The following is a 24,750-nucleotide window of genomic DNA, read 5'->3' as shown; positions in this document are numbered from 1 at the left end:
GCGCGGCTACGGGGAATACTGATCCAGGTCAAGAAATCGCGGGGGTACGAGGCGGGAAGCGCGGCACAAGGCACGAGCGGTGGGGGGTCAGCGTTTCTTGGGCTTGTTCTTCGACTTTTTCTTGGCCTTGCTCAACGGCAATACCTGCTCGAAGACCTGACGCATCTCATTGAGACGCTTGTCGTTAAGGTCGTGGATGCGCTTGTCGCGCTCGGCGGCGAAGTCGATCAGTTTGTCGTCATTGCTCATAGCGGAAACCGGATCAGGCGAAAGGTCAGGTTCAGGCGCGGCACGCAGGCTTGCCGCGTCTTCGCCACTTGGTGTTGCCAATGATGCTGCGTTGGCCCGCGCATGACCAGTAGTGAGCCATGCTCAAGGATCAGCGAATGCTCGATGCGCGTGGCGCCCGCACGGCGCAGATCGAAGCGCCGGCTACCGCCCAGGTTGAGCGAGGCGATCAGCGGATTACGGCCTAGTTCGGGCTCCGCGTCGCTATGCCAACCCATCGAGTCCTGGCCATCACGGTAGTAGTTGAGCAACACGGCATTGAGCGACTGCTCGACTTCCTGCATGACCCGCTGACGAATCTCGTCGAGCAGCGCGGTCCAGGGCAAAGGCTCGTGCACCTTGCCGGAATAGCGATAACGCGCCTCGGGCGCGCCATACCAGGCAGTCAGCCGCGGTGTGCGGTGATAACGACCATGGATAAACAGCTCCGGCTGCTGCCAGGGCGTTTGCTCGAACAGCGCCTGTAGCCACTGATCGGCGAGCGCGGGGTCGAGCCAGCCGGGCAGGTAGTCCAGCTCGGCATCGGCGATTGCGGGTAACGGGTCGGCGAACAGCATGAAGATCTACACAGCTAGAAATGAAAGGAGTGTCTCAGACTTCCACATCCACCCACAGTCCTTGTCTGGGCAGATCGCCCAATGCCTGCTCCACCTCTTCCGGCTCGGCCTCGGCCAGTTGCTCCGGAGTGTAGCCGCGCCGCTGTCGGCGGCGCTGCTCCTCACGCAGCAGCTCCTCGGTTTCCTGCGGGTGCCGTTTGTCCAGGCTCAGCGCACTTTCCTTGGCGCTCTCCTCGGCCGGGGTTACCGGTGGAATCTCGGGCTTGGGCTTGATCACGTCCTGCGAGGCAGTGACCGGCACCAGGCTGTGGGGAATCGGTGGCAGCATGCAACAGCACCTCCATTGGTCAGGCTGTCGGCCCCGTCATCCGCGACTTTAGCCGGTGCTCACTACACTTTCGACTGACGGACATCGCGATAGTGCCATGAGCACTTTGGCCATGGCGCAGCATCCGTTACCATAGCCGGCTTTTTCACGCGGGAGACAGACAGGCATGGCGCAATATCAACCGGGGCAACGCTGGATCAGTGACAGCGAAGCGGAACTGGGTCTGGGAACCATCCTTACCGAGGAAGGCCGCCTGCTCACCGTGCTCTACCCGGCCACCGGCGAAACCCGTCAGTACGCCACGCGCAATGCCCCGCTGACCCGCGTGCGCTTCGCCCCGGGTGACGAGATCACCCACTTCGAGGGCTGGAAAGTGACCGTGCAGGAAGTCGAGGACATCGATGGCCTGCTGGTTTATCACGGTCTCAACGCGCAGCATCAGCCGGTCACCCTGCCGGAAACCCAGCTATCAAATTTCATCCAGTTCCGCCTGGCCAGCGACCGCCTGTTCGCCGGCCAGATCGACCCGCTGTCCTGGTTCGCCCTGCGCTACCACAGCCTGGAGCACAACAGCCGCCTGCTGCAGTCCTCGCTCTGGGGCCTCGGTGGCGCCCGCGCCCAACCGATCGCACACCAACTGCACATCGCCCGCGAAGTGGCCGACCGTATCGCCCCGCGCGTGCTGCTGGCCGACGAAGTGGGCCTGGGCAAGACCATCGAGGCCGGCCTGGTGATTCATCGCCAGCTGCTCTCCGGGCGCGCCGGGCGCGTGCTGATCCTGGTGCCGGAAAACCTGCAACACCAGTGGCTGGTGGAGATGCGTCGCCGCTTCAACCTCGACGTGGCGCTGTTCGACGCTGAACGCTTCATGGAAAGCGACGCCAGCAACCCGTTCGAGGATTGCCAGCTGGCCCTGGTCGCCCTGGAATGGCTGAAGGACGACGAGAAGGCCCAGGACGCGCTGTTCGCTGCCGGCTGGGACCTGCTGGTAGTCGACGAAGCGCATCACCTGGTCTGGCACCCGGAGCAGGCCAGCGCCGAATATTCGCTGGTCGAGCAACTGGCCGAGGTCATACCCGGCGTACTGCTGCTCACCGCCACCCCGGAACAGCTCGGCCAGGACAGCCACTTCGCCCGTCTGCGCCTGCTCGACCCCAATCGCTTCCATGACCTGGAAGCCTTCCGCGCCGAAAGCAGCCAGTATCGTCCGGTCGCTGAAGCGGTGCAGGAACTGCTCGACCAGGACAAGCTCAGCGCTCAGGCACGTGATGCCATTGGCGGCTTCCTCGGTGACGAAGGCCGCGAGCTGCTCGATGCCATCGACGGCGGCGACAGCGAGGCCCGATCGCGCCTGGTGCGCGAACTGCTCGACCGCCACGGCACCGGCCGCCTGCTGTTCCGTAACACCCGCGCCGCGGTGCAGGGTTTCCCCGAGCGCGAGCTGCATGCCTACCCGCTGCCGAGCCCGGACGAATACCTCGAACTGCCGCTGGGCGAGCATGCCGAGCTGTACCCGGAAGTCAGCTACCAGGCGCAGGACGAGATCGACGACGAGCAGCGCTGGTGGCGCATCGACCCGCGCGTCGAGTGGTTGATCGACAACCTGAAGATACTCAAGAAATTCAAGGTGCTGGTGATCTGCGCCCACGCCGAGACCGCACTGGACCTGGAAGACGCCCTGCGCGTGCGCTCCGGCATCCCGGCCACGGTGTTCCACGAGGGCATGAGCATCCTCGAGCGTGACCGCGCCGCTGCCTACTTCGCCGACGAGGAGTTCGGCGCGCAGGTGCTGATCTGCTCCGAGATCGGCTCCGAAGGCCGCAACTTCCAGTTCGCCCATCACCTGGTGCTGTTCGACCTGCCGGCCCACCCTGACCTGCTCGAGCAGCGTATCGGCCGTCTCGACCGTATCGGCCAGAAGCACCGCATTCAGCTGCACGTGCCGTACCTGGAGAACAGCCCGCAGGAGCGCCTGTTCCAGTGGTACCACCAGGCGCTGAACGCCTTCCTCGCCACCTGTCCGACCGGCAACGCCCTGCAGCATCAGTTCGGCCCACGCCTGCTGCCAATGCTGGAGAACGCCGACGACGGCGAGTGGCAGCAACTGGTCGACGAGGCCACCGCCGAGCGCATCCGCCTCGAAGGTGAGCTGCACAGCGGCCGCGACCGTCTGCTGGAGCTCAACTCTGGCGGCGCCGGTGAAGGCGAAGCGCTGGTTGAGGCGATTCTCGAGCAGGACGACCAGTTCACCCTGCCGATCTACATGGAAGAGCTGTTCAACGCCTTCGGCATCGACAGCGAAGACCACTCCGACAACGCCCTGATCCTGCGCCCCAGCGAGAAGATGCTGGATGCCAGCTTCCCGCTCGGCGACGACGAAGCGGTCACCGTGACCTACGACCGTGACCTGGCCCTGGCCCGCGAAGATATGCAGTTCCTCACCTGGGAGCACCCCATGGTGCAGGGTGGCATGGACCTGGTGCTGTCTGGCTCGATGGGCAACACCGCCGTCGCGCTGATCAAAAACAAGGCGCTCAAGCCCGGCACCGTGCTGCTCGAACTGCTCTACGTCAGCGAAGTGGTCGGCCCGCGCAAGCTGCAGCTCGGCCGCTTCCTGCCGCCAGCCGCACTGCGCTGCCTGCTCGATGCCAACGGCAACGACCTGGCACCTAAAGTCGGCTTCGAAACCCTCAACGATCAACTGGAAAGCGTGCCACGCGCCAGCGCCAACAAGTTCGTTCAGGCCCAGCGCGACGTGCTGGCCAAGCAGATCAGCGCGGCCGAGGCGAAGATCATGCCGCGCCACGTCGAGCGCGTGAGTGAGGCCAAGCGCCGCCTGGTCGCCGAGCTGGATGAGGAACTGGCGCGCCTGGTCGCCCTGAGCGCGGTCAACCCGAACGTGCGCGACAGCGAAGTGAGCGCCCTGCGCGAGCAACGCGAGCAGAGCCTGGCGATGTTCGACAAGGCCGCCCTGCGCCTGGAGGCGATCCGCGTACTGGTCGCGGGCTAAGCACGACACCACCGTAGGGTGCGCCGTGCGCACCTCATGCGCGCACAACAGCTGGTGCGCGCAGCGCACCCTACAGGTAGCCCTCAAAGCCGCGTAGCCCGGCTGCAATCCGGGAAAAGGCGCCGACGGGAAGCGGCCCGCACACGGCTAGCCAGTTCAACGCCTGCCGTAGGGTGCGCCGCGCGCACCTCATGTGCACGAAACATTGCTGATGCACGCAGCGCACCCTACGTGCAGTCCTTCAAGCCCCGTAGCCCAAATGCGGGTGCTAGGCACCTAGCTCTTCCAGCCTTTTCTGCAAAAACTGCCGGTCCGGCCCCTGCTGCGCCAGCGCCAGTGCCTGGCGATAGGCCGCAATGGCCTGCTCATTGCGCCCCAACCGCCGCAGCAGGTCGGCCCGTGCGGCATGCAGCAAGTGATATCCGCCCAGCTCGCCGCTGGCCAGCAGGCGTTCGATCTCCATCAGCCCGGTCTCTTCTCCCTCGAGCATGGCCAGGGCCACGGCACGATTGAGTTCGATCACCGGTGATGGATTCAGTCGCAGCAATTCGTCATACAGGCCTTCGATCTGCGCCCAGTCGGTCTCTTCCAGGCTGGCCGCCTCGGCGTGCACCGCGGCGATTGCAGCCTGCAGGCTGTAAGGGCCGAAACGCCGCGAATGCAGCGCCTGCAAGACCAAAGCTTCACCCTCGGCAATCAGCTCAGGATTCCACAAACTGCGGTCCTGCATCTCCAGCAGGATCACTTCACCATCGACCCCACTGCGCGCCTTGCGCCGAGACTCGTGCAGCACCATCAGTGCCACTAGTCCCTGTACTTCCGGCTCGGGCAGCAGCTCCAGCAGCAGCCGGCCCAGACGAATGGCTTCCTCGGAGAGTTGGCTGCGGGTCAGCGAATCGCCTGAGCTGGCGAAGTAACCTTCGTTGAAGACCAGGTAGATCACCCGCAACACCGCATCGAGGCGTTCGGGGAGCTCGTTGCGCCCCGGCACCTCGTAAGGAATGCGCGCATCGCGGATCTTCGCCTTGGCCCGTACGATGCGCTGGGCCAGGGTCGAGGGGCTGGAGAGAAACGCGCGAGCAATCTCCTCGGTGGTCAGGTCGCAGACCTCGCGCAGGGTCAGCGCCACCTGCGCGTCGCTGGCCAGCGCCGGGTGGCAACAGGTGAAGATCAGCCGCAGGCGATCGTCTTCGAGTAACTCGCTCTCCTCGGCGCCGATCTCAACTGGCAGCTCGGTCTGTTCGTCCAGCGGCTGGAAGCGACGCTGCCGGCGCAGGTTGTCGATGGCTCGAAAACGCCCGGCAGACACCAGCCAGGCACGTGGGTTGTCCGGGACACCGCCCTGCGGCCACTGCTCGACCGCGCTGCGAAAGGCCTCGTGCAAGGCTTCTTCGGCCAGATCGAAATCGCCAAGCAGGCGAATCAGGGTGGCGAGCACGCGACGCGACTCCTCGCGGTACAGCCGTTCGATCAGCTCGGTGACAGGTGGCGATATCGGCATGCGCTTCTCCTCGACGAACGCCTACGTTGCCCAATACTGCCCGTGACGTCGAGTAGCGGCACAATCCGCCCCTCGATTTGGCATCCCCCGCGTTGGCAGCAGTTCAATCGATCGGCATAGTCGCGCCATTCCAATAACGAAGGGAGTCTTGCCATGCATTGGTTGCTGCTAGGTCTGGTAGGGGCTGCGGTATTTCTCTATGGCCGCATCAGCGGCGATACGCAGCTCAGCCTGCTGAGCAAGGGCATCCCGGTCATCGCCCTGCTGTTCTGGCTACGCCAGGCGCCTCCCGGCACCTACCGCCGCTGGATCGGTATCGGCCTGCTGTTCTCCCTGGCCGGCGACATCCTCCTCGACTGGCCCGGCGATCTGTTCGTATTCGGCCTCGGCGCCTTCCTGCTGGGCCATCTCGCCTACGTGCGCGCCTACTGCTCCGACAGCCGCCAGCCCGCCCTGGCCGCACTGCTGCTGGCGCTGATTGCCGGCGGGGCGATGTTCGCCGTGCTGGCCAGCAGCGGCCTCGGCGAGCTGCTGATTCCGGTTGCCTGCTACGCCACCGTCATTTCCCTGATGCTCTGGCGCGCCCTGGCGCGGATCGGCCACCCTGCCGTTGCCGTCCGCTCCGCTTGGTTGGCCGCCGTCGGCGCCGCACTGTTCGTGATTTCCGACAGCCTGATCGGGATAGACCGCTTCGTCACGAGCTTCGACGCGGCACCCTACGCCATCATCCTCACCTACTGGCTGGGCCAGTGGGGTATCACCGCCTCGGCGTTCGCCCGCAACAAGCCCTGACAGGACGCCCGACGCGCCGTCAGGAAAGCCCTGACGGCTGGGCCGCACTTGGCTAAAATGCCGGCCTTTTCCGCTACCCGTCGCAATCGCCGTGAGCCAAGAATCCGACCGCCTGTTCGCCCAGCCCCTGCCCGATGTGCCTGACTTCGTCTTCAACGAGGACGTCGTGCGGGTCTTTCCCGACATGATCAAGCGCTCGGTGCCGGGCTACCCGACCATCGTCGAAAACATCGGCGTGCTTGCCGGCCAGTTCGCTCAGGCGCATACCACGCTGTACGATCTCGGCGCGTCGCTCGGCGCGGTGACCCAGGCGCTGCGCCGGCACGTGCGCAGCGACGGTTGCCGGGTGATCGCCGTGGACAATTCGCCGGCGATGGTCGCGCGTTGTAGCGAGTACCTGCACGCCCAGGACGCCATGTTCCAGGAGCTGCTGCCGGTTGAAGTGATCGAGGCCGACATCCTCGCCCTCCCCCTGCAACCGACTTCGCTGGTCACGCTCAACTTCACCCTGCAGTTCATCCCGCCGGAGCGCCGCCTGGAGCTGCTCACGCGCATCCGCCAGGCGCTGCTGCCGGGCGGCGCGCTGATCCTCTCGGAGAAGCTGCGCTTCGAGGATGGCGCCCAGCACGAACTGCTCACCGAGCTGCACGTCGCCTTCAAGCGCGCCAACGGCTACAGCGAGCTGGAGATCGCGCAGAAGCGCAGCGCCATCGAGAACGTGATGAAACCCGACAGCCTCGAGCAGCATCGCGAACGCCTGCTGGCAGCAGGATTCAGCAAGGTCGTGCCCTGGTTCCAGTGCCTGAACTTCGCCTCCCTGGTGGCCCTGCCATGATGCGCGATCTGGATCTCGACGCCCTGCAGGCACAGCTTGCTGGTACGCCATTGCAGGACTGGACCTGCGCCTTGCCCGGCCAGCTGGATGCCAAACTGGCCATCGGTCATGGCGACCTGGCGCGCTGGTACGGCGCGGTACAGGCGCTGCCCGCACTGGACGCAAGTGATATCGAGCTGACCCAGCGCTTCGCCTTCGATGGCGCCTGCGACGAAACCACGCGTGCACAACTGAAAAGCGCACTGCAGGGCCTGATTCCCTGGCGCAAGGGACCCTTCCAGCTGTTCGGCGTACACGTCGACACCGAGTGGCGCTCGGACTGGAAATGGCAGCGCGTCGCACCGCATCTGGATCTGGCCGGCAAGCGCATCCTCGATGTCGGCTGCGGCAACGGCTACTACATGTGGCGCATGCTCGGCGCCGGCGTGGACAGCGTGGTGGGCATCGACCCCAACTGGCTGTTCCTCTGCCAGTTCCTGGCGATGAAGCGCTACCTACCGCAGCAGCCGGTGTGGCACCTGCCGCTGGCCTTCGAGGAGCTGCCGGCCAAACTGCAGGGCTTCGATACCGTGTTCTCAATGGGTGTGCTCTATCACCGTCGCTCGCCCATCGACCACCTGCTCGACCTCAAGGATGCACTGGTCAAGGGTGGCGAACTGGTGCTGGAAACCCTGGTGGTGGAAGGCGATGTCGAGCAGGTGCTGGTGCCCGAGGACCGTTATGCGCAAATGCGCAATGTGTGGTTCCTGCCGTCGGTGCCCGCACTGGAGCGCTGGCTGCGCCGTGCGGGCTTCGAAGATGTGCGCTGCGTCGATGTCAGCACCACCTCGGTGGAGGAACAACGCGCCACCGAGTGGATGCGTTTCCAGTCGCTACCGGAGTTTCTCGACCCGGCCGACCACAGCCGCACCGTCGAAGGCCTGCCAGCACCGACCCGCGCCGTACTGATCGCCCGCAAGCCGTAATCGCCTCCCGGCGGATTGCCACGGTCTATCGACGCAGCCAACGTGCCCGCCGTTGCGCGATCAGCCGCAGCGGCTCGCCTGCCCCTTGCTCGACCACGCCACGGGCGCTGCCCAGACGAATGCGCCCCTCGATGTCCTGCGCCAGCAGGCGGCGCATGCGACGACGCCAGAACCAGGCACCGATCCAGTCGACCATAGCGTTCTGCAAATCCAGCGGCCACATGGCCGGCATGTAGAACTCGGGCATGGCTGGGCGCGTCTTGTCGTGATGGTTCGAACTTTTCATGGCTTTTCCTCCCTCTGCTCTACCGGTTCGTACCGGGCTTGCGATCAGGATGAAACGCGCCTATCGTTCAAACAAACGACAAATATCAAATCACCAGTTAAGTAATATTTAACAATCATGAACCCGAGCGCTCCCCTATCACTGCCACTACTGGAAAGCGATGTGTTGCGCACCTTCGTCGCCATCGCCGACAGCGGCAGCTTTACCCGTACCGCAACCCAGGTATTTCGCAGCACGGCGGCGGTCAGCCTGCAGATCAAGCGTCTAGAGGAAACCCTGGGTCGACGCCTGTTCACCCGCGAAGCCAGGCGCGTACAACTGACTGCTGAGGGCGAACTGCTGCTGGGCTATGCCAGGCGCCTGCTCAAGCTCAACGAGGAAGCAGTGGCGCGCTTCCTGACCCCGACGCTGACGGGGCGGGTACGTTTCGGCACACCGAACGACATCGGCGACCGCGTGCTGCCTGGTGTCCTGACCCTGTTCGCGCGCAGCCATCCTGCCGTGGAAGTCGAGGTCAATGTCGGGCGCAGCGTCGAGCTGGTGGCGAAGCTGGATGCCGGCGAGCTGGACCTGACCCTGATCAACGCCGGCAACGATGGTCTGGACGACTCACGCGGTGAAATCATCTATTCCGAGGAACTGGTCTGGGCCGGTCGCGATGGTGGCCTGGCCGTCCAACGTTCGCCGCTGCCATTGGCGCTGGCCAACCCCGGCTGTGCCTGGCGCCGGACTGCGCTCGACGCACTGGACCGCCAGGGCCTGAGCTACCGCATCGCCTACTCCTGCGAGCAGTGTGCAGGCCAGGAGGCGGCGATGACTGCCGATCTGGCCATCGCCCCGTTTCCGCGCAGCCTGGTCAAACCACCGCTGCGCCGCCTGGGCGCGGAACAGGGCCTGCCGGCGCTCGGCGAGTATCACATCAAACTGATTCGCGGCCATCAGCACAACGACGCAATCGAGGCGCTCGCCATGCAGATGATCCAGGCGTTCGCGCAGAGCTAAGCAGGGTGCGCCGTGCGCACCGGGAATACCGCGGTGCTTGCTGGGTGCGCGCAGCACACCCTACGAGAAGTCAGCGTCCGACCGATAGGTTGATCAGCGGCATAACGTTATGCCGCCCACGCCCAGTGCGCGCCTACAGTTAGCCCCGGTTGGCGGCGGCCACGATCAACGCCTTCATCTCCGCGACCGCCTGCTTGAAGCCGACGAACAGCGCATGGGCAACGATGGCATGGCCGATATTCAGCTCGTTGACCCCGGGAATCGCGGCCACGGCTTCAGCGTTGTGGTAGTGCAGGCCGTGCCCGGCATTGACGATAAGGCCATGGTTCAGACCGCAGATCACACCCTCACGAATGCGCGACAGCTCCTGGGCTGCTTCTTCCGCCGTGTGGGCGTCAGCGTAGCGGCCGGTGTGCAGTTCGATGGCCGGCGCACCGACACGCATGGCCGCCTCGATCTGCCGCTCTTCGGCGTCGATGAACAGCGATACCTCGCAGCCGGCCAGTGACAGGCGCTCGACCGCAGCAGCAATGCGCGCCTCCTGCCCGGCCACGTCCAGGCCCCCTTCGGTGGTCAGCTCCTGGCGGGTTTCCGGCACCAGGCAGACATGCGCCGGGCGGATCTGCTCAGCGAAACCGAGCATGAAATCGGTGACGCCCATCTCGAAGTTCATTCGTGTCTGCAGCACATCGGCCAATACACGCACGTCGCGATCCTGGATGTGCCGACGATCTTCGCGCAGGTGCACGGTAATACCATCGGCGCCGGCTTCCTCGGCATCCAGCGCGGCCTTGACCGGGTCCGGGTAGCGCGTACCACGAGCCTGACGCAGGGTGGCGACGTGGTCGATGTTCACACCGAGCAGAATACGATTGGCCTCAGTCACGCTTGGACTCCTTGAGCGTCATGAAAAGTTCGCGGCTGACCAAAGGTCTACCGCCAAGATGGGGGGCCAGCGCCTGACGCATCAGGCGCTTGGCAGCAGCCAGTGCGCCCGGCGTCTGCCAGTCGGCCTCGGCCATGGCCAGCAGCTCACGGCCCTGAAATACCCCAGGCTGCAGTTGTATCACCTGCACCAGGCCGACGTCCTGCTGCCAGCGGTAGAGTGCGGCGGGGTCGATAGCCTGGTCATGCTGGTCACGATCGAGGGCGAAACCATAGCCCAAGTCGTCCAGCAGGCGCCATTCGAATGCGCGCAGTAGCGGCTCCAGAGGCCGGCCGGCAGCCAGCGCCTGCAGGGTCAGTCCATAATGCTCGAGCATCGCGGGGTGCGGGTCCTCGGCGGGCAGCAGGCGGATCAGCAGCTCATTGAGATAGAGCCCGGAAAACAGCGCCTCGCCGGTCAGCAGCAGCGGGATGCCGGCGCTTTCCAGACGGCCGACGGTCTTCAGCTCGCCACGACCACGCAGTTCGAGGTCGAGCGGTGCGAACGGACGGGCAATGCTGCCAACCTTGCCGCGCGCGGCACGCAACACCGCACGGATACGTCCCTGAGCGGTGAAGAAATCAACCAGGGCGCTGCTTTCCTTGTAGGGGCGGCTATGCAGAACGTAGGCGGCAACAGTCATGGTCGTAACCGCCAGAAGACGCCATGAGCGACAGCGAAGGTGCCCACGGCGCCCCGATCAATCCAGGTAACCCAGCGAGCGCAGCGCGCGCTCGTCGTCGGACCAGCCGCCTTTGACCTTGACCCAGAGATTGAGCATCACCTTGGAATCGAACATGGTTTCCATGTCCTTGCGTGCATCCGCGCCGATGCGCTTGATGCGTTCGCCCTTGTCGCCAATGATGATCTTCTTCTGCCCGTCACGCTCGACCAGAATCAGGCCGTGGATGTGCAGGATGCGACCCTCCTGCTTGAACTCCTCGATCTCCACGGTGATCTGGTACGGCAGCTCGGCACCGAGCTGACGCATGATCTTCTCGCGGATCAGCTCAGCCGCGAGGAAGCGGCTGGAGCGGTCGGTGATCTGGTCTTCCGGGTAGAAGTGCTCGGACTCCGGCAGGTGCTCGCCGACCAGTTTTTCCAGGGTATCGAGGTTCTGCCCCTGCAATGCGGAGATCGGCACGATCTCGGCTTGCGGCAGTTGCTCGGCCAGCCAGTTCAGGTGCGGCAGCAGCTCGCTCTTGTCTTCCAGACGGTCAGCCTTGTTCACTGCCAGCAGAATCGGGCACTTGACGTGCTGGACCTTCTCCAGCACCAGTTGATCCTCGTCGGTCCAGCGCATGCGGTCGACCACGAACACCACCACATCGACATCCTTCAACGCCGTAGAGGCGCTGCGGTTCATGTAGCGGTTGAGCGCCTTGTCGTTGTGCTTGTGCAAGCCGGGCGTGTCGACGTAGACGGCCTGCACCTCACCCTCGGTCTTGATGCCGAGCATATTGTGACGGGTGGTCTGCGGCTTGCGCGAGGTGATCGCCAGCTTCTGTCCGAGGATGTGGTTGAGCAGCGTCGACTTGCCCACATTGGGCCGGCCGACGATGGCGACGTAACCACAGCGGGTCACGGGTGCATCAGTCATTGCCATTCTCCACCCCGAGGGCGATCAACGCCGCAGCCGCAGCGACCTGCTCGGCGATACGCCGGCTGCCGCCCTGGCCCAGGGTCTTTTCATTGAGCAGGGCCACCTGGCACTCGACCATGAAGGTACGGCAGTGCGGCTCGCCCTGAATATCCACCACCTCGTAACGAGGCAGCTCGCAGGCGCGCGACTGCAGAAATTCCTGCAGACGCGTCTTCGGATCCTTGTTGGTGTCGACCAGGGTCAGGCCATCCAGCTCGCCGGTCAGCCAGTCCAGCACGCGGTCGCGCGCCGCATCCATGCCAGCATCCAGATAGATCGCACCAATCAGTGCTTCCAGCGCATCGGCGAGGATCGACTCGCGGCGAAAACCACCGCTCTTGAGCTCACCGGAGCCCAGACGCAGGTATTCACCCAGCTCGAAACCGCGCGCCAGCACGGCCAGGGTCTCGCCCTTGACCAGGCGCGCACGCAAGCGCGACAACTGGCCTTCGCGCGCCTGCGGGAAGCGCTCGAACAGCGCCTCACCGGCAACGAAGTTGAGAATGGCATCACCGAGAAATTCCAGCCGCTCATTGTTGCGGCCGGCGAAACTGCGATGGGTCAGAGCCAGGATCATCAGATCCTGGTCCTTGAAGCTATAGCCGAGCTTGCGCTCGAGGCGGGACAGATTGGGACTCACGGCATCCGTACACGAAATTCTTTGTCGAAATTCACCACCAGATCGAGGTTCTCGATCAGCGGCTCGCGTTTTTCATACTTGAGGTGGACGCGAAACTCATTGTTCTCCACCTTCACCTGCATCACGTCACGCAGCTTCAGATCGCGAATGCTGTTGACCTGCATGCCCTTGTCGACATGGCTGTAGAACTCACCAACAGTGCGAACCTGCGCAGCCTTGTCGGTCTCCACCGAAGTGATGATCTTTTCCATCGACATGTAATCGAGATAATGCGGCAGGACCTTGAAGCCAGTACTGGCAAAGAACGCCACCACGGCCAGAACCACCAGCCAACCCAGAATGGAAAGCCCCTGCTGCGAGCGCGCGAAAGTCATGTGTATCCCCAATAGACGGTCTTGTTGAAGCCTTGTGGCTAGAAGTATTTATAGCCTGCGGCGCTGTATTGAACAGCGCGCCAGTGCTCAATGAATCAGGCCGACTCGAGAGAAATTGGGCAGATTGCCGGTTTTCGGTTCCGGCCAGCTCATCCAGATGGCGAAGGCCTTACCGACGATATGATCGTCCGGAACCATGCCCCACAGCTCTTGAGGGATATTGCGATCACGCCAGAAGCGGCTGTCGTTGGAGTTGTCGCGGTTGTCGCCCATCATGAAGTAGTGCCCTTCCGGCACTACCCACTCACCACCAGGCTCGCGACGCATGCGGGTCATTTCCTTGCGGATGGTGTGTTCCACCTGCCCCAGGCGCTCCTGATAAAGAACGGCACTGCCCAGACTGCCAGGCTCCTCGCCAAGCAACTTCTCGGCAACCGGCTCGCCATTGATGAGCAGGCGCTTGCCCTGGGTGTACTGGATCTGATCACCCGGCAGGCCGACCACGCGCTTGATGTAGTTGATGCTCGGATCGCTGGGATAACGGAACACCATCACGTCGCCGCGCTGCGGGTTGTCCACCTCGATGATCTTCTGGTCGATCACCGGCAGGCGGATGCCGTAGGCAAACTTGTTGACCAGAATGAAGTCGCCCACTTCCAGGGTCGGCTTCATCGAGCCGGACGGGATCTGGAAGGGCTCGACCAGAAACGAGCGCAACACCAGCACGATGGCCAGCACCGGAAAGAACGACTTGCCGTATTCGACCAGCAAGGGCTCCTTGCTCAGGCGCTCCAGCACCCTGTCGTCAGGATCGTCGACCCGCCCCTGATACGCCGCAATCGCCGCACGGCGGCGCGGGGCCAGGAGGATCAGATCGATCAGGGCCAGGAAGCCGCAGACGGCAACCGCGATAACCAACAGGAGCGGGAAATTGATCGACATAGAGCCTTAGCTATCCAACCTGAGCACCGCAAGGAAGGCTTCCTGTGGAATTTCCACGTTGCCGACCTGCTTCATGCGTTTCTTACCGGCCTTCTGCTTCTCGAGCAGCTTTTTCTTACGGCTCACGTCGCCACCGTAACACTTGGCCAGTACGTTCTTTCTGAGCGCCTTGACAGTGGTTCGCGCAATGATCTGGCCGCCAATGGCTGCCTGGATCGCCACATCGAACATCTGCCGAGGAATCAGTTCCTTCATCTTCTCGGTCAACGCACGGCCCTTGTAGGCCGCATTGTCGCGATGCACGATCAATGCCAGGGCATCGACCTTGTCGCCGTTGATCAGCACATCAAGCTTGACCAGGTTGGCCGACTGATAGCGATCGAAATGATAGTCCAGCGAGGCATAACCGCGACTGGTCGATTTCAGACGATCGAAGAAGTCCAGCACCACCTCGTTCATCGGCAGGTCGTAACGGACCTGAACCTGAGAACCGAGGAATTGCATGTCACGCTGCACACCGCGCTTCTCGACGCACAGGGTAATGACGTTACCCAGATGCTCCTGCGGCACCAGGATGGTCGCGGTGACGATCGGCTCACGGAAGTCGGTAACAGACGACACGTCCGGCAGCTTGGACGGGTTGTCGACGGTGATGACCTCCCCCGTCTTGAGCTCCAGTTCGTAGATCACGCTCGGCGCAGTGGTGATCAGGTCCAGGTCGTACTCACGCTCCAGGCGCTCCTGAATGATCTCCATGTGCAGCATGCCGAGGAAGCCGCAGCGGAAGCCGAAGCCCAATGCATCGGAGCTTTCCGGTGCGTACTGCAGCGACGAGTCATTGAGGGTCAGCTTCTGCAGCGCCTCACGGAAGTCCTCGAAGTCGTCCGAGCTGACCGGGAACAGGCCCGCGTAAACTTGCGGCTGGATCTTCTTGAAGCCCGACAGCATCTCGACCTCTGGGGTCGAAGACAGGGTCAGGGTGTCACCTACCGGCGCGCCATGGATGTCCTTGATGCTGGCGATGATGAAGCCCACTTCACCGGCTTTCAGATCAGCAGTGGCCGTGTGTTTCGGGGTGAAGACGCCGACGCTGTCGACCAGGTGCACCTTGCCGGTGGACTTGACCAGAATCTTGTCGCCCTTCTTCACCCGGCCCTGGCGCACGCGAACCAGCGAGACCACGCCCAGGTAATTGTCGAACCAGGAGTCGATGATCAGCGCCTGCAAGGGCGCATCGATCTCGCCCTCAGGCGCCGGAATGGTGTGCACCAGACGCTCGAGTACCTCGTCGACACCCATGCCGCTCTTGGCGCTACAGGCCACGGCTTCGCTGGCATCGATACCGATGATTTTCTCGATCTCGTCCTTGACGCGGTCCGGATCGGCCTGCGGCAGGTCCATCTTGTTCAGCACCGGCATGACCTCGAGGCCCTGCTCGATGGCGGTGTAGCAGTTGGCAACCGACTGCGCCTCGACGCCCTGACCGGCATCGACCACCAGCAGCGCACCTTCACAAGCGGCCAGCGAACGGCTGACCTCATAGGTGAAGTCAACGTGACCGGGGGTGTCGATGAAGTTCAGCTGATAGGTCTTGCCGTCCTGCGCCTTGTAATGAAGCGTGACGCTGTGGGCCTTGATGGTGATACCGCGCTCACGTTCCAGATCCATGGAGTCCAGGACCTGAGCCTCCATTTCGCGCGCGGTGAGACCGCCGCAGATCTGGATGAAACGGTCAGCCAAGGTGGACTTGCCGTGGTCAATGTGGGCAATGATGGAAAAATTGCGGATATGACTCAGGTCACTCACAGATCAACACTCGAAGAGGGCACGGGCAAGACGCTTGCCGAAAATAGCCGCGGATTGTACCCGATCCCTTGCAACCGCGTCACGCCCGCTGCACTGCCTGTCTCGCACATAAAAAGGGCGTCCGAAGACGCCCTTGCTCAAGGTTGACGAATAAACTATTCCGCCAGCTTGAAGGTAATGAAGCTGGCACGTCCCTGACGCAGCACACGCATGGAGACCGAACGGTTCTTCGGCAGATCCTGCGCGACCTCGGTAAAGGTGCTGGCGGAGTCGATGGCCTGGTTGTTCAGGTGGGTGATCACGTCGCCCGGGCGCAAGCCGATCATGGCCGCCGGGCCATTGAGCACCTCGCGAACCACAACGCCGCCCTTCAGATCCAGGCCCTTCTTCTGCTCGGCAGTCAGTTCGACCACAGTAACGCCCAGACGGTTGTTGCTGCGCTCGCCGCCCTGAGACGAGTCACTGGCTGCCAATTCCTGCCCCTCTTCCGGGAGCGTGCCAATGGTCACGCTGAGTTTCTTGCGCGAGCCATCCCGCACCACGTCAAGCTCGGCCTTTTCACCCGGCTTCAGACCGCCGACCAGGTGCGGCAGATCCGCCGACATGATGATGGACTTGCCGTTCAGACTGAGGATCACGTCGCCGACCTGCAGGCCTCCCTTATCCGCAGGTCCGTCCTCCAGCACCTGAGCGACCAGCGCACCGGCTGGTTTGTCCAGCCCGAACGACTCGGCCAGGTCCTTGTTCACTTCCTGGATGACCACGCCGAGCCAGCCACGAGTCACCTTGCCGTCACTCTTGAGCTGATCGGCCACCTGCATGGCAACCTCCATGGGGATTGCAAAAGACAGCCCCATAAAACCGCCCGAACGGGTGAAGATCTGCGAGTTGATGCCAACCACCTCGCCTTCCAGATTGAACAGCGGACCGCCAGAGTTACCTGGGTTGATCGCCACATCCGTCTGGATGAACGGCACGTAGCTGTCGCTGGGCAGATTACGCCCCTTGGCGCTGACAATACCGGCGGTCACCGAGTGATCGAAACCGAACGGTGAGCCGATGGCCAGCACCCACTCACCAACCTTCAGATCGTCAGCCTTGCCCAGGCGAACCACAGGAAGGTCTTTGCCTTCGACCTTGAGCAACGCTACGTCACTGCGCGGGTCGGCCCCTACCAGCGTGGCCTCCAACTCGCTGCGATCGGACAGACGCACGATGATCTCATCGGCATCGGCGACCACATGATTGTTGGTCATGATGTAGCCATCCGAAGAAATGATGAAGCCGGACCCAAGCGATTGAGCCTCTCGCTGACGCCCACCCGGGTTACGCGGAACCTGAGGTATGGCGCGCTCGAAGAATTCGCGAAACATCGGCGGCAAGCCTTCGAGATCCGGCATCCCTGGCTGCGCCGCTACCGCCCGCTCGGGCATCTTCTGTCGCGTACTGATATTGACGACCGCAGGCGAGGCCTCCTCTACCAGATCAGTGAAATCGGGCAGACTGGCCTGAGCCAGCAGACTCTGCCCCCAGAGCAGCGCGACGGCCAGTAGCGGCGCAATGGATTTGAGTTTTCTCATCGAACTACGACTCCACATGTGAAACGCAAACACTCTCAACCCGCCGCTGGCATCGTAGCCAGCAGCGCACGTAGGACAACAGGTTGCAACGAGGGGTTCTCGGCGACGCGCGACGCACGCCAACGGACCAACAGCCAACTGCAGAACAGGCCAATCAGGCCCGCAAGGATTGTCAGCGGTTCGGAAAGGCCCAAACCATCTGCAAGCAAGGCTGCAGCGAATAGGCCCAGGAGAGGAATCAGATAAACCAGCAACGAACTGCGAATCAGCAGATCTTCACGCACACCGATAACGACAGTGTCGCCCAGTGCCAACTGCATCGAGCTGAGCGCACGGACATAGCCGCGCTTACGACCAACACCCAGGCGATCCATCAACCCCTGGCCGCAGGCGGCGTTGGCGGAACAAGCAGAGCAAGTACTCTTGCGCAGCGTCTCGATCCAGACAGCGCCTGGCTCGAGCGCCACTACTCGCCCCTGTTCTTCGATCATTGGCTTGCCTGTTCAGGCACTCCGGCACGCATGGACAAGGCGACGCGCTCGGCTGTACCCAGCGGAATCTCGCCCACGACCGTGACCATCACATCACCCGCGTCCGTGGTCATACGCCGTGACACGGCGACGGTCGGCCCCAGCTGGCTGCGCGCATCTTCGACGACACTGCCTTTGAGAGGCTCGAGAAAAACCGAGAATCGTGCCAGCCCGTCGCCATACATCAAGTAAGCGACTGGCTCATCAGAGGAAGGCTCATGACGCAGCTGCGCGGTATTGAGCGTGAAGCCTGGCGGTAACCAGTCAGACCGCCAGCTGCCTTCAGCCAGCGTGTCTACAGTCCGAAATTGCACGGGACGGCAGTGCGAGCTGGGCTGCAATGCATCGGCATCAGGTGACAAGACATTCAGCTGAGTAAACTGAAAGCGCTCCAGAAGCTGTCCGCGCTCGTTAAGCAGCAACGACTTCAAGGGCAGGCCGGTTTCACGGTCCAGATGCAGCTCGAACCCGTAACGATGTTGATCTTTTGGCGCCAGCACCAGCACCACGGCACCACGATTGGCAACCCGGGACTCACCGGCGACGCGAATGTCGTACCAGTTGCTCAACTGCTCGGCGTCCAGCTGGCGGGCAGGCCAGGCCTGCCCTTCACCAACTTGGTCGACCAACGCGCCACTCACGCATTGAGTCTGACCATCGACCTTCAGTACTTCCTGCGCAGGGCCATCGAGCTGTAGAAGGCGCTCGCGAACTTGCCCCCCTTCCTCCACCCTGTGCCAGACGGCATGACTGGAGAAACTACCATTACGTTCGTAAATAAACGTGCCCTGAAAACTTTGCTGGTGCTCCGCCTCAGCGAGGCGCCCAAGCAAGTCCTGAACCTCGGAGGCCTGTACCGGCAGCGCCAGCAGGCCACTGAGCAGACAGAGGGGAATCGCGCGCATGTGACTCCTTAGCGATTTTCCAGACTTGCAGCCCGAGCGTAAGGCAGAGCGGTCTCACCGGTACCCATCACGGCCTGCTGCGCATGTTGACGCAGGTAGTTCGGCAAGCGCTGTTCATGCCAGCTTACGGTGCCAGGCTCGGCCGCTTCGCCAGCTTCCTCGCTGCTGTTGTAACCAGCGAGCAGTGCAGGACCCTGAACCTGAGGTACCGAGAGTACCGGAGAAGCGTCCTGCTGAGCCAGCTCGGAGCCCGTCAGCTCATCCTGATTGTAAAAACGCACGCCTGCCAGCACTGCAACCGTAACGGACGCCGCCACCGCGACACGCCCGACGCTACGCCAGAGCGGGGTCTTTCGCGACGGAGCGGCTTCGTCAGCCAGCGCGGCGGACACCGCAGAAGCGATATCCAGCTGCGGCACCAGCAGCTCACGGTGCATGGCCGCACGCGCCAGTTGGTAGCGCGACCAGGTATCACGCGCCTCACCACCTTCGCTGGCAGCGAGCACACGCCGCAATTCCAGTTCGTCCGCTTCGTTATCCATCACCGCGGACAGCGATTCATGCAGGGTTTCACGACTCATGGCGTACCTCTCTTGGCTATCGCCGCTGCCTTAGGCTTCCTGCAACAAAGGTTGCAGGGACTTATCAATTGCCTCACGTGCACGAAAAATCCGTGAACGTACCGTACCGACCGGACATTGCATGACGCTGGCAATATCCTCGTAACTCAAGCCTTCGAACTCGCGCAGGGTCAATGCCGTACGCAAGTCGTCCGGTAGCTGGGCGATGGTCCGATGCACAGTTGCTTCGATCTCGTCGCGCAGCAATGCCCGCTCCGGTGACTCGATGTCCTTGAGGCCGTGATCGCCATCGTAGAACTCCGCGTCATCGCTACTGACATCACTATCTGGCGGCCGACGACCGCGGGACACCAGATAATTCTTCGCCGTGTTGATGGCGATGCGGTACAGCCATGTATAGAACGCGCTGTCACCGCGAAAGTTTCCAAGCGCTCTGTAGGCTTTGACGAAAGCCTCCTGAGCGACATCCTGAGCCTCGTGGGTGTCGTGCACGAATCGCACGATCAAACCGAGGATCTTGTGCTGATACTTCAGCACCAACAGATCGAAGGCGCGCTTGTCGCCGCGCTGCACTCGCTCGACCAGTTGCTGATCATCTTCCTGGGTTAGCATGCACTCTCCTCATGACGCTTGAAGGAGGCTTGCGCCCGGAAGCGAATCAGCTTGCCAAGATAGACTCGGGCCTTACGCAAAAGTTCTCCCCTCCAAGCAAGCTTCCCGCAGAGTTTTCTTTTCTCTGTCCGGAATGGCACCAGCGGATCCTGTCCGCCAGCGCAAATAATCTTATCGCCGCTCATACCTTCTCCTTAATAAACCGTGGATACAGGCACACGCGAGCGCTCTCCCTTATATGGGCGACCCTCTATGGAACCTTAACGACTAAGAAAGTTCCCGAGCACTGCGGTCAGTCATAAGCTGGCTATTGTGCCGCCGCCCCTCTCTATATACTAGGACTCGCTTTCACGCGGAACTCGGACATGAGCCTACACTTCCAGCACGACGTTCTGGTCATTGGCAGCGGTGCCGCTGGCCTGACCCTTGCCCTCACCCTTCCCGCTCATCTGCGCATCGCCGTTTTGAGCAAAGGCAATCTTGCCAATGGCTCGACCTACTGGGCGCAAGGCGGTGTCGCCGCCGTTCTGGACGATACCGATACCGTCGAATCCCATGTCGCCGACACGCTCGACGCCGGTGCAGGCCTTTGCCGCGAAGATGCTGTGCGCTTTACCGTGGAGCACAGCCGCGAGGCAATTCAGTGGCTGATCGATCAGGGGGTCCCTTTCACCCGTGACGACGAAACCGCTCGCGAAGACGGCGGCTTCGAGTTCCATCTGACTCGCGAGGGCGGGCACAGCCACCGACGGATCATCCACGCCGCCGACGCAACAGGGGCAGCGATTTTCAACACCCTGCTGGAGCAAGCCCGGCAACGGCCGAATATAGAGCTACTGGAACAACGCGTGGCCGTCGACCTGATCACCGAACGCAAGCTCGGTCTGCCCGGCGAGCGCTGCCTAGGGGCATACGTACTGGATCGCACGTGCGGCGAGGTGGACACCTTCGGCGCCCGCTTCGTCATCCTGGCCACCGGCGGCGCTGCCAAGGTCTACCTCTACACCAGCAACCCCGATGGCGCCTGCGGCGACGGCATCGCCATGGCCTGGCGCGCCGGCTGCCGTGTGGGCAACCTCGAGTTCAACCAGTTTCACCCCACCTGCCTTTACCATCCTCAGGCCAAGAGTTTTCTGGTCACCGAGGCCGTACGCGGGGAAGGAGGACTACTCAGGCTGCCCAGTGGCGAACGGTTCATGCAGCGTTTTGACGAACGCGCCGAACTGGCCCCACGCGACATCGTCGCTCGCGCCATCGACCATGAGATGAAGCGCCTGGGGATCGACTGCGTCTACCTCGATATCAGCCACAAGCCTGCCGACTTCATCAAGAGTCACTTCCCGACCGTCTACGAGCGCTGCCTGGGCTTTGGCATCGACATCACCAAGCAGCCGATTCCGGTAGTGCCCGCTGCGCACTACACCTGCGGCGGCGTGGTGGTCGATGCCCACGGCCGCACGGACGTGCCCGGCCTCTATGCCATTGGCGAAACCAGCTTCACCGGCCTGCACGGCGCCAATCGCATGGCCAGCAACTCGCTACTCGAATGTTTTGTCTACGCCCGCTCGGCGAGTGAAGACATCATCGCGCACCTCGATCAAGTCGAAATGCCAAGCGACCTGCCCTGCTGGGATGCCAGCCAGGTCACCGATTCCGACGAAGACGTGATCATTGCGCACAACTGGGATGAGCTGCGGCGCTTCATGTGGGACTACGTGGGTATCGTGCGCACCAACAAACGCCTGCAACGCGCACAGCACCGGGTGAGACTGCTACTGGATGAAATCGACGAGTTCTACAGCAACTACCGAGTGAGTCGAGACCTGATCGAACTGCGCAACCTGGCCCAGGTCGCCGAGCTGATGATCAATTCGGCCATGCAGCGTCACGAAAGTCGCGGGCTGCATTACACCCTGGATTATCCAGAGCAACTGGCCGAGGCCCGCGACACTATCCTGACCCCGACGGCTGCGCCCAGCGTCGCCGGCTGAACTTCAGACGCAGGCGCAAACGGCGATGCTGCTCTGTCGGTAGCGCGTCGCGGGCGATGCACAGGCCGCGACTGAAACGCTGCCCCGGCATGCGGTAGCGCAGCACCACCATCAGCGGCAACGCCATGCTGTCTGGGCGCAGCTGTACGGCCTGCCAGTCGCCAGCGGCGCTGCGCAAATGCCAACCGAAAGCATCACGTCGCAGCCCGACGAGCGCCTTCTGCGATGACAGTAGAACATGCCGCGGCAGCACCCAGCACGCGTGCAACAGTGCCAGCATCGACACCAGCAACTGCGCCCAGAAGGAAAGATCCGCCAACCACGGCGCCAGCACGGCCAACGCCAGGATCGACAGATACAGCCTCAGCAGCCAGCGCGATGGCCGCCAATGGCATTCGAACACATCACTTGGGTTGGACACGATCCAGGATCATGCGCACCATGCGCTTGAGATCGGCGTCTTCCGGCTCGCCGCGCTGCATGAACCAGCCGAACATGTCCTGATCTTCGCACTCCAGCAGTTTGCGATAGCGCGCCTGATCCTCAGCGTCCAGCGTGGAGTAAACCTCCTGGACGAAAGGCACCAGCAGTACGTCCAACTCCAGCATGCCTCGGCGGCTATGCCAGAACAGGCGATTAAGTTCAGTTTGCTCAACCATGCAACGGACTCCTCGAACGAGGGCGGCAGTATAACGGCGAATTGCGTTGCTGTTCACCGAGACGTGGCGCAATTGCGCTGACAAGCCCCCATCGCCCCTCTATGATGACGCCCCTGACCTTTTACCCAGTGATTCGATTTGCATCATGGCCGATAGCGCGTATTTCACCCTCCTCGACCACGAAGGCGTTCTTGCCGTGCGCGGCGCAGATACCGCCAAGTTCCTGCAAGGCCAGCTGACCTGCAATCTCAGCTACCTCGGCGCCAACCTGTCCAGCCTGGGCGCACGCTGCACGCCGAAAGGCCGCATGCTCTCGAGCTTCCGTATCGTGCCGGTCGCAGATGGCTACCTGCTTGCCATGGCGGTTGAACTGATCGATGCGCAACAGGCCGAGCTGCAGAAGTACGCCGTGTTTTCCAAATCCAAACTTGTCGATGAAAGCCCGCAATGGGTGCGCTTTGGCCTGTCTGGCGGCGAAGTTGCGCTGCAAGCACTGGGGATCGAACTCGGCGAGCAGACCGATGCCGTAGCGAGCAGTGGCGAGCTGCTCGCGGTTCGCCTTGGTGATGGCCGCGCCGAACTCTGGGCGCCGCATGCAGAATCCGAGCAACTAGTCGCTGTTCTGGCCCAGCACCTGCGCCAGGCACCGCTCAATGACTGGCTTCTGGCTCAGGTTCGTGCCGGGGTTGGCCAGGTATTCGGCGCCACTCGCGAGCTGTTCATTCCGCAGATGATCAACCTGCAGGCCCTTGGCGGCGTGAGCTTCAAGAAAGGCTGCTACACCGGCCAGGAAATCGTCGCGCGCATGCAGTACCTCGGCAAGCTCAAGCGCCGCCTGTACAGACTGCGGTTGGTTGGTGCACAACAGCCGGCCGTGGGTAGCGAACTGTTCTCTCCGGTCCACGGCTCCAGTGTTGGAGAGGTCGTACTGGCGGCTCAGGACAACGAAGCCGTTGAGCTGCTGGCCGTACTGCAGGAAGATGCAGTCAACGACGGCCGCATTCACCTTGGCAGCAACGAGGGGCCGGCGCTGGCCCTGCTCGACTTGCCCTACCAGCTGGATGCCGACAAGGAAATCCAGCGCTGATTAACTTCCCGGCGCCACACCGGTTCGCCTAAGAGAGCCTTTTGATGAGCAAGCTTGCCGAAAAAGTCCAACAGGACCTGATCCACGCCATCGAGAACGATGAGCTGGTATTGCCAACCCTGCCTGAAGTCGCACTGAAAGTCCGCGAAGCAGCAGAAGATCCCAATGTCGGCATTCCTCAGATCAGCAAGGTGATCGGTAACGACGCCGCCCTGACCGCACGCATCATCAAGGTGGTCAACAGCCCGTTGCTGCGTAGCAACAAGGAAATCACCGACCTGCAGATGGCGGTCGCCCGCCTGGGCATCAACTATACCTGCAACCTGGCTACCGGCCTGGCCATGGAGCAGATGTTCCAGGCTACCAGCGATGTGGTCGACCGCAAGATGCGCGAGGTGTGGAACAAGAGCACCGAAATTGCCGGTATCTGTCACGTACTCTGCCGTCATTACACTCGCCTGATGCCGGATCAGGCCACTCTGGCGGGCCTGGTGCATCAGATCGGCGTATTGCCGATTCTCACTTACGCCGAAGAACACAACGAGCTGCTGGCCGACTCCATCAGCCTCAACCACGTGATCGAACAGATTCACCCGATCATCGGCGACAAGATCCTGCGTACCTGGGAGTTCCCCGAGCCCATCGCCATCGTGCCAAGCCAGTATCTGGACTTCACACGCGACTCGGCCAAAGTGGATTACGTCGATATCGTCCAGGTCGCCACCCTGCAAAGCTACCTGGGCAGTGAGCATCCCTATACCCAGCTTGACTGGAGCAAGGTCCCCGCCTTCGCCAAGCTCGGCCTCGACCCACAGGTCGACATGCAGGCCGACGAGGACCTCTCTGCGGCCATGGAAGCAGCCATGAGCATGCTGCAGTAAAAGCATCTCGCCATGGATGGCATATCGCCTC

General features: G+C 62.5%; 27 protein-coding genes. 8 read left to right on the top strand and 19 right to left on the bottom strand.

Annotation, left to right across the window (positions count from 1 at the left end; genetic code table 11):
* Positions 1–87: 87 nt before the first annotated feature.
* Genes ACJRW5_RS12395 through ACJRW5_RS12385 form a run of 3 tightly spaced genes read right to left on the bottom strand, consistent with a single transcriptional unit; the run spans position 88 to position 1,173 of the window.
* The gene (locus ACJRW5_RS12395) at positions 88–249 is read right to left on the bottom strand and encodes a hypothetical protein (RefSeq protein WP_484570806.1); all 162 of its coding nucleotides are present in this window, start codon (positions 247–249) and stop codon (positions 88–90) included.
* Positions 246–845, bottom strand: a complete 600-nt coding sequence (locus ACJRW5_RS12390; protein WP_484570805.1) for an alpha-ketoglutarate-dependent dioxygenase AlkB family protein — start codon at positions 843–845, stop codon at positions 246–248. Before ACJRW5_RS12390 ends, ACJRW5_RS12395 begins: the two co-directional genes overlap by 4 nt.
* Before the next feature lie 34 nt (positions 846–879).
* Positions 880–1,173 (bottom strand): aspartate-semialdehyde dehydrogenase, encoded by a 294-nt coding sequence (locus tag ACJRW5_RS12385; RefSeq protein WP_484570804.1) that lies wholly within the window; start codon positions 1,171–1,173, stop codon positions 880–882.
* A gap of 166 nt (positions 1,174–1,339) precedes the next feature.
* Between ACJRW5_RS12385 and rapA the strand changes: the two genes are divergently transcribed.
* On the top strand, positions 1,340–4,183 hold the full coding sequence (gene rapA / locus ACJRW5_RS12380) for an RNA polymerase-associated protein RapA (protein WP_484570803.1): 2,844 nt from the start codon (positions 1,340–1,342) through the stop codon (positions 4,181–4,183).
* Positions 4,184–4,451: 268 nt separating this feature from the next.
* Here the strand turns inward: rapA and ACJRW5_RS12375 are convergent, their stop codons facing one another.
* Positions 4,452–5,684 (bottom strand): RNA polymerase sigma factor, encoded by a 1,233-nt coding sequence (locus tag ACJRW5_RS12375; RefSeq protein ID WP_484570802.1) that lies wholly within the window; start codon positions 5,682–5,684, stop codon positions 4,452–4,454.
* 153 nt (positions 5,685–5,837) lie between these two features.
* Between ACJRW5_RS12375 and ACJRW5_RS12370 the strand changes: the two genes are divergently transcribed.
* The 3 genes from ACJRW5_RS12370 to cmoB all read left to right on the top strand — a co-directional run bounded on the left by ACJRW5_RS12370 (position 5,838) and on the right by cmoB (position 8,276).
* Positions 5,838–6,476 carry a lysoplasmalogenase gene (locus ACJRW5_RS12370; protein WP_484570801.1) on the top strand — a complete coding sequence of 213 codons (639 nt, stop codon included), beginning with the start codon at positions 5,838–5,840 and terminating at the stop codon, positions 6,474–6,476.
* Positions 6,477–6,567: 91 nt separating this feature from the next.
* A complete protein-coding gene (gene cmoA, locus ACJRW5_RS12365) occupies positions 6,568–7,311 on the top strand; it encodes a carboxy-S-adenosyl-L-methionine synthase CmoA (RefSeq protein WP_484570800.1) in 744 nt (247 codons plus the stop codon).
* Positions 7,308–8,276, top strand: a complete 969-nt coding sequence (gene cmoB / locus ACJRW5_RS12360) for a tRNA 5-methoxyuridine(34)/uridine 5-oxyacetic acid(34) synthase CmoB (protein WP_484570799.1) — start codon at positions 7,308–7,310, stop codon at positions 8,274–8,276. The genes cmoA and cmoB overlap by 4 nt, the downstream gene beginning before the upstream one ends.
* Positions 8,277–8,301: 25 nt before the next feature.
* Here cmoB and ACJRW5_RS12355 read toward each other — a convergent pair whose 3' ends face one another.
* On the bottom strand, positions 8,302–8,562 hold the full coding sequence (locus tag ACJRW5_RS12355) for a hypothetical protein (protein WP_484570798.1): 261 nt from the start codon (positions 8,560–8,562) through the stop codon (positions 8,302–8,304).
* A 117-nt stretch (positions 8,563–8,679) separates the two neighbouring features.
* Between ACJRW5_RS12355 and ACJRW5_RS12350 the strand changes: the two genes are divergently transcribed.
* The gene (locus tag ACJRW5_RS12350) at positions 8,680–9,564 is read left to right on the top strand and encodes a LysR substrate-binding domain-containing protein (RefSeq protein ID WP_484570797.1); all 885 of its coding nucleotides are present in this window, start codon (positions 8,680–8,682) and stop codon (positions 9,562–9,564) included.
* A gap of 139 nt (positions 9,565–9,703) precedes the next feature.
* Here ACJRW5_RS12350 and pdxJ read toward each other — a convergent pair whose 3' ends face one another.
* From pdxJ to rpoE, 12 genes are all read right to left on the bottom strand, one after another.
* The gene (gene pdxJ, locus ACJRW5_RS12345) at positions 9,704–10,450 is read right to left on the bottom strand and encodes a pyridoxine 5'-phosphate synthase (protein WP_484570796.1); all 747 of its coding nucleotides are present in this window, start codon (positions 10,448–10,450) and stop codon (positions 9,704–9,706) included.
* Complete coding sequence (gene recO / locus ACJRW5_RS12340; RefSeq protein WP_484570795.1) at positions 10,443–11,132, bottom strand: DNA repair protein RecO; 690 nt, start codon at positions 11,130–11,132, stop codon at positions 10,443–10,445. The genes pdxJ and recO overlap by 8 nt, the downstream gene beginning before the upstream one ends.
* A 57-nt stretch (positions 11,133–11,189) precedes the next feature.
* Positions 11,190–12,089: a GTPase Era gene (gene era, locus ACJRW5_RS12335; RefSeq protein WP_484570794.1), complete on the bottom strand. Its 900-nt coding sequence runs from the start codon at positions 12,087–12,089 to the stop codon at positions 11,190–11,192.
* Positions 12,082–12,771 (bottom strand): ribonuclease III, encoded by a 690-nt coding sequence (gene rnc / locus ACJRW5_RS12330; protein WP_484570793.1) that lies wholly within the window; start codon positions 12,769–12,771, stop codon positions 12,082–12,084. Before rnc ends, era begins: the two co-directional genes overlap by 8 nt.
* Positions 12,768–13,145, bottom strand: a complete 378-nt coding sequence (locus ACJRW5_RS12325) for a DUF4845 domain-containing protein (RefSeq protein ID WP_484570792.1) — start codon at positions 13,143–13,145, stop codon at positions 12,768–12,770. Before ACJRW5_RS12325 ends, rnc begins: the two co-directional genes overlap by 4 nt.
* A gap of 87 nt (positions 13,146–13,232) precedes the next feature.
* Positions 13,233–14,087, bottom strand: coding sequence for a signal peptidase I (gene lepB, locus ACJRW5_RS12320; protein WP_484570791.1), 855 nt, complete (start codon positions 14,085–14,087; stop codon positions 13,233–13,235).
* Between the two features lie 6 nt (positions 14,088–14,093).
* The gene (gene lepA / locus ACJRW5_RS12315) at positions 14,094–15,893 is read right to left on the bottom strand and encodes a translation elongation factor 4 (protein ID WP_484570790.1); all 1,800 of its coding nucleotides are present in this window, start codon (positions 15,891–15,893) and stop codon (positions 14,094–14,096) included.
* Positions 15,894–16,048: 155 nt separating this feature from the next.
* Positions 16,049–17,473 carry a DegQ family serine endoprotease gene (locus ACJRW5_RS12310; protein WP_484570789.1) on the bottom strand — a complete coding sequence of 475 codons (1,425 nt, stop codon included), beginning with the start codon at positions 17,471–17,473 and terminating at the stop codon, positions 16,049–16,051.
* Positions 17,474–17,508: 35 nt separating this feature from the next.
* Entirely contained in the window at positions 17,509–17,964 is a 456-nt protein-coding gene (locus ACJRW5_RS12305; protein WP_484570788.1) for a SoxR reducing system RseC family protein, read from the bottom strand.
* The gene (locus ACJRW5_RS12300) at positions 17,961–18,908 is read right to left on the bottom strand and encodes a MucB/RseB C-terminal domain-containing protein (RefSeq protein WP_484570787.1); all 948 of its coding nucleotides are present in this window, start codon (positions 18,906–18,908) and stop codon (positions 17,961–17,963) included. The genes ACJRW5_RS12305 and ACJRW5_RS12300 overlap by 4 nt, the downstream gene beginning before the upstream one ends.
* A gap of 8 nt (positions 18,909–18,916) precedes the next feature.
* Positions 18,917–19,489, bottom strand: coding sequence for a sigma-E factor negative regulatory protein (locus tag ACJRW5_RS12295; RefSeq protein ID WP_484570786.1), 573 nt, complete (start codon positions 19,487–19,489; stop codon positions 18,917–18,919).
* A gap of 30 nt (positions 19,490–19,519) precedes the next feature.
* A complete protein-coding gene (gene rpoE, locus ACJRW5_RS12290) occupies positions 19,520–20,101 on the bottom strand; it encodes an RNA polymerase sigma factor RpoE/AlgU (RefSeq protein WP_037048967.1) in 582 nt (193 codons plus the stop codon).
* 365 nt (positions 20,102–20,466) lie between these two features.
* Between rpoE and nadB the strand changes: the two genes are divergently transcribed.
* A complete protein-coding gene (gene nadB, locus ACJRW5_RS12285) occupies positions 20,467–22,092 on the top strand; it encodes an L-aspartate oxidase (protein ID WP_484570785.1) in 1,626 nt (541 codons plus the stop codon).
* Here nadB and ACJRW5_RS12280 read toward each other — a convergent pair.
* Complete coding sequence (locus tag ACJRW5_RS12280; protein ID WP_484570784.1) at positions 22,052–22,513, bottom strand: protein YgfX; 462 nt, start codon at positions 22,511–22,513, stop codon at positions 22,052–22,054. The two genes, nadB and ACJRW5_RS12280, sit on opposite strands and share 41 nt — an antisense overlap.
* A complete protein-coding gene (locus ACJRW5_RS12275) occupies positions 22,497–22,751 on the bottom strand; it encodes an FAD assembly factor SdhE (RefSeq protein ID WP_484570783.1) in 255 nt (84 codons plus the stop codon). The genes ACJRW5_RS12280 and ACJRW5_RS12275 overlap by 17 nt, the downstream gene beginning before the upstream one ends.
* Before the next feature lie 145 nt (positions 22,752–22,896).
* On the opposite strand from ACJRW5_RS12275, the gene ygfZ reads away from it, so the two are divergent.
* Both ygfZ and ACJRW5_RS12265 read left to right on the top strand, forming a co-directional pair.
* A complete protein-coding gene (gene ygfZ, locus ACJRW5_RS12270) occupies positions 22,897–23,838 on the top strand; it encodes a CAF17-like 4Fe-4S cluster assembly/insertion protein YgfZ (RefSeq protein ID WP_484570782.1) in 942 nt (313 codons plus the stop codon).
* 44 nt (positions 23,839–23,882) lie between these two features.
* The gene (locus ACJRW5_RS12265) at positions 23,883–24,719 is read left to right on the top strand and encodes an HDOD domain-containing protein (protein WP_484570781.1); all 837 of its coding nucleotides are present in this window, start codon (positions 23,883–23,885) and stop codon (positions 24,717–24,719) included.
* Positions 24,720–24,750: the final 31 nt, after the last annotated feature.

The organism is Pseudomonas pichavaramensis (assembly GCF_050473265.1).
In the GTDB taxonomy this organism is placed as follows: Bacteria; Pseudomonadota; Gammaproteobacteria; order Pseudomonadales; family Pseudomonadaceae; genus Aquipseudomonas.
The sequence above is the reverse complement of the archived record's forward strand: the minus strand, read 5'-3'. Positions and strand labels throughout refer to the sequence as shown.

Bases quoted from the DNA above. Each gene is read 5' to 3' on its own strand.
- ACJRW5_RS12305 (WP_484570788.1), bottom strand. From the start codon at position 17,964: ATGATCGAAGAACAGGGGCGAGTAGTGGCGCTCGAGCCAGGCGCTGTC.
- ACJRW5_RS12355 (WP_484570798.1), bottom strand. From the start codon at position 8,562: ATGAAAAGTTCGAACCATCACGACAAGACGCGCCCAGCCATGCCCGAG.
- ACJRW5_RS12395 (WP_484570806.1), bottom strand. From the start codon at position 249: ATGAGCAATGACGACAAACTGATCGACTTCGCCGCCGAGCGCGACAAG.
- ACJRW5_RS12295 (WP_484570786.1), bottom strand. From the start codon at position 19,489: ATGAGTCGTGAAACCCTGCATGAATCGCTGTCCGCGGTGATGGATAAC.
- ygfZ (WP_484570782.1), top strand. From the start codon at position 22,897: ATGGCCGATAGCGCGTATTTCACCCTCCTCGACCACGAAGGCGTTCTT.
- ACJRW5_RS12350 (WP_484570797.1), top strand. From the start codon at position 8,680: ATGAACCCGAGCGCTCCCCTATCACTGCCACTACTGGAAAGCGATGTG.
- ACJRW5_RS12265 (WP_484570781.1), top strand. From the start codon at position 23,883: ATGAGCAAGCTTGCCGAAAAAGTCCAACAGGACCTGATCCACGCCATC.
- ACJRW5_RS12370 (WP_484570801.1), top strand. From the start codon at position 5,838: ATGCATTGGTTGCTGCTAGGTCTGGTAGGGGCTGCGGTATTTCTCTAT.
- ACJRW5_RS12325 (WP_484570792.1), bottom strand. From the start codon at position 13,145: ATGACTTTCGCGCGCTCGCAGCAGGGGCTTTCCATTCTGGGTTGGCTG.
- ACJRW5_RS12375 (WP_484570802.1), bottom strand. From the start codon at position 5,684: ATGCCGATATCGCCACCTGTCACCGAGCTGATCGAACGGCTGTACCGC.
- cmoB (WP_484570799.1), top strand. From the start codon at position 7,308: ATGATGCGCGATCTGGATCTCGACGCCCTGCAGGCACAGCTTGCTGGT.
- rapA (WP_484570803.1), top strand. From the start codon at position 1,340: ATGGCGCAATATCAACCGGGGCAACGCTGGATCAGTGACAGCGAAGCG.
- nadB (WP_484570785.1), top strand. From the start codon at position 20,467: ATGAGCCTACACTTCCAGCACGACGTTCTGGTCATTGGCAGCGGTGCC.
- lepB (WP_484570791.1), bottom strand. From the start codon at position 14,087: ATGTCGATCAATTTCCCGCTCCTGTTGGTTATCGCGGTTGCCGTCTGC.
- rpoE (WP_037048967.1), bottom strand. From the start codon at position 20,101: ATGCTAACCCAGGAAGATGATCAGCAACTGGTCGAGCGAGTGCAGCGC.
- ACJRW5_RS12390 (WP_484570805.1), bottom strand. From the start codon at position 845: ATGCTGTTCGCCGACCCGTTACCCGCAATCGCCGATGCCGAGCTGGAC.
- ACJRW5_RS12385 (WP_484570804.1), bottom strand. From the start codon at position 1,173: ATGCTGCCACCGATTCCCCACAGCCTGGTGCCGGTCACTGCCTCGCAG.
- recO (WP_484570795.1), bottom strand. From the start codon at position 11,132: ATGACTGTTGCCGCCTACGTTCTGCATAGCCGCCCCTACAAGGAAAGC.
- era (WP_484570794.1), bottom strand. From the start codon at position 12,089: ATGACTGATGCACCCGTGACCCGCTGTGGTTACGTCGCCATCGTCGGC.
- ACJRW5_RS12275 (WP_484570783.1), bottom strand. From the start codon at position 22,751: ATGGTTGAGCAAACTGAACTTAATCGCCTGTTCTGGCATAGCCGCCGA.
- ACJRW5_RS12300 (WP_484570787.1), bottom strand. From the start codon at position 18,908: ATGCGCGCGATTCCCCTCTGTCTGCTCAGTGGCCTGCTGGCGCTGCCG.
- ACJRW5_RS12310 (WP_484570789.1), bottom strand. From the start codon at position 17,473: ATGAGAAAACTCAAATCCATTGCGCCGCTACTGGCCGTCGCGCTGCTC.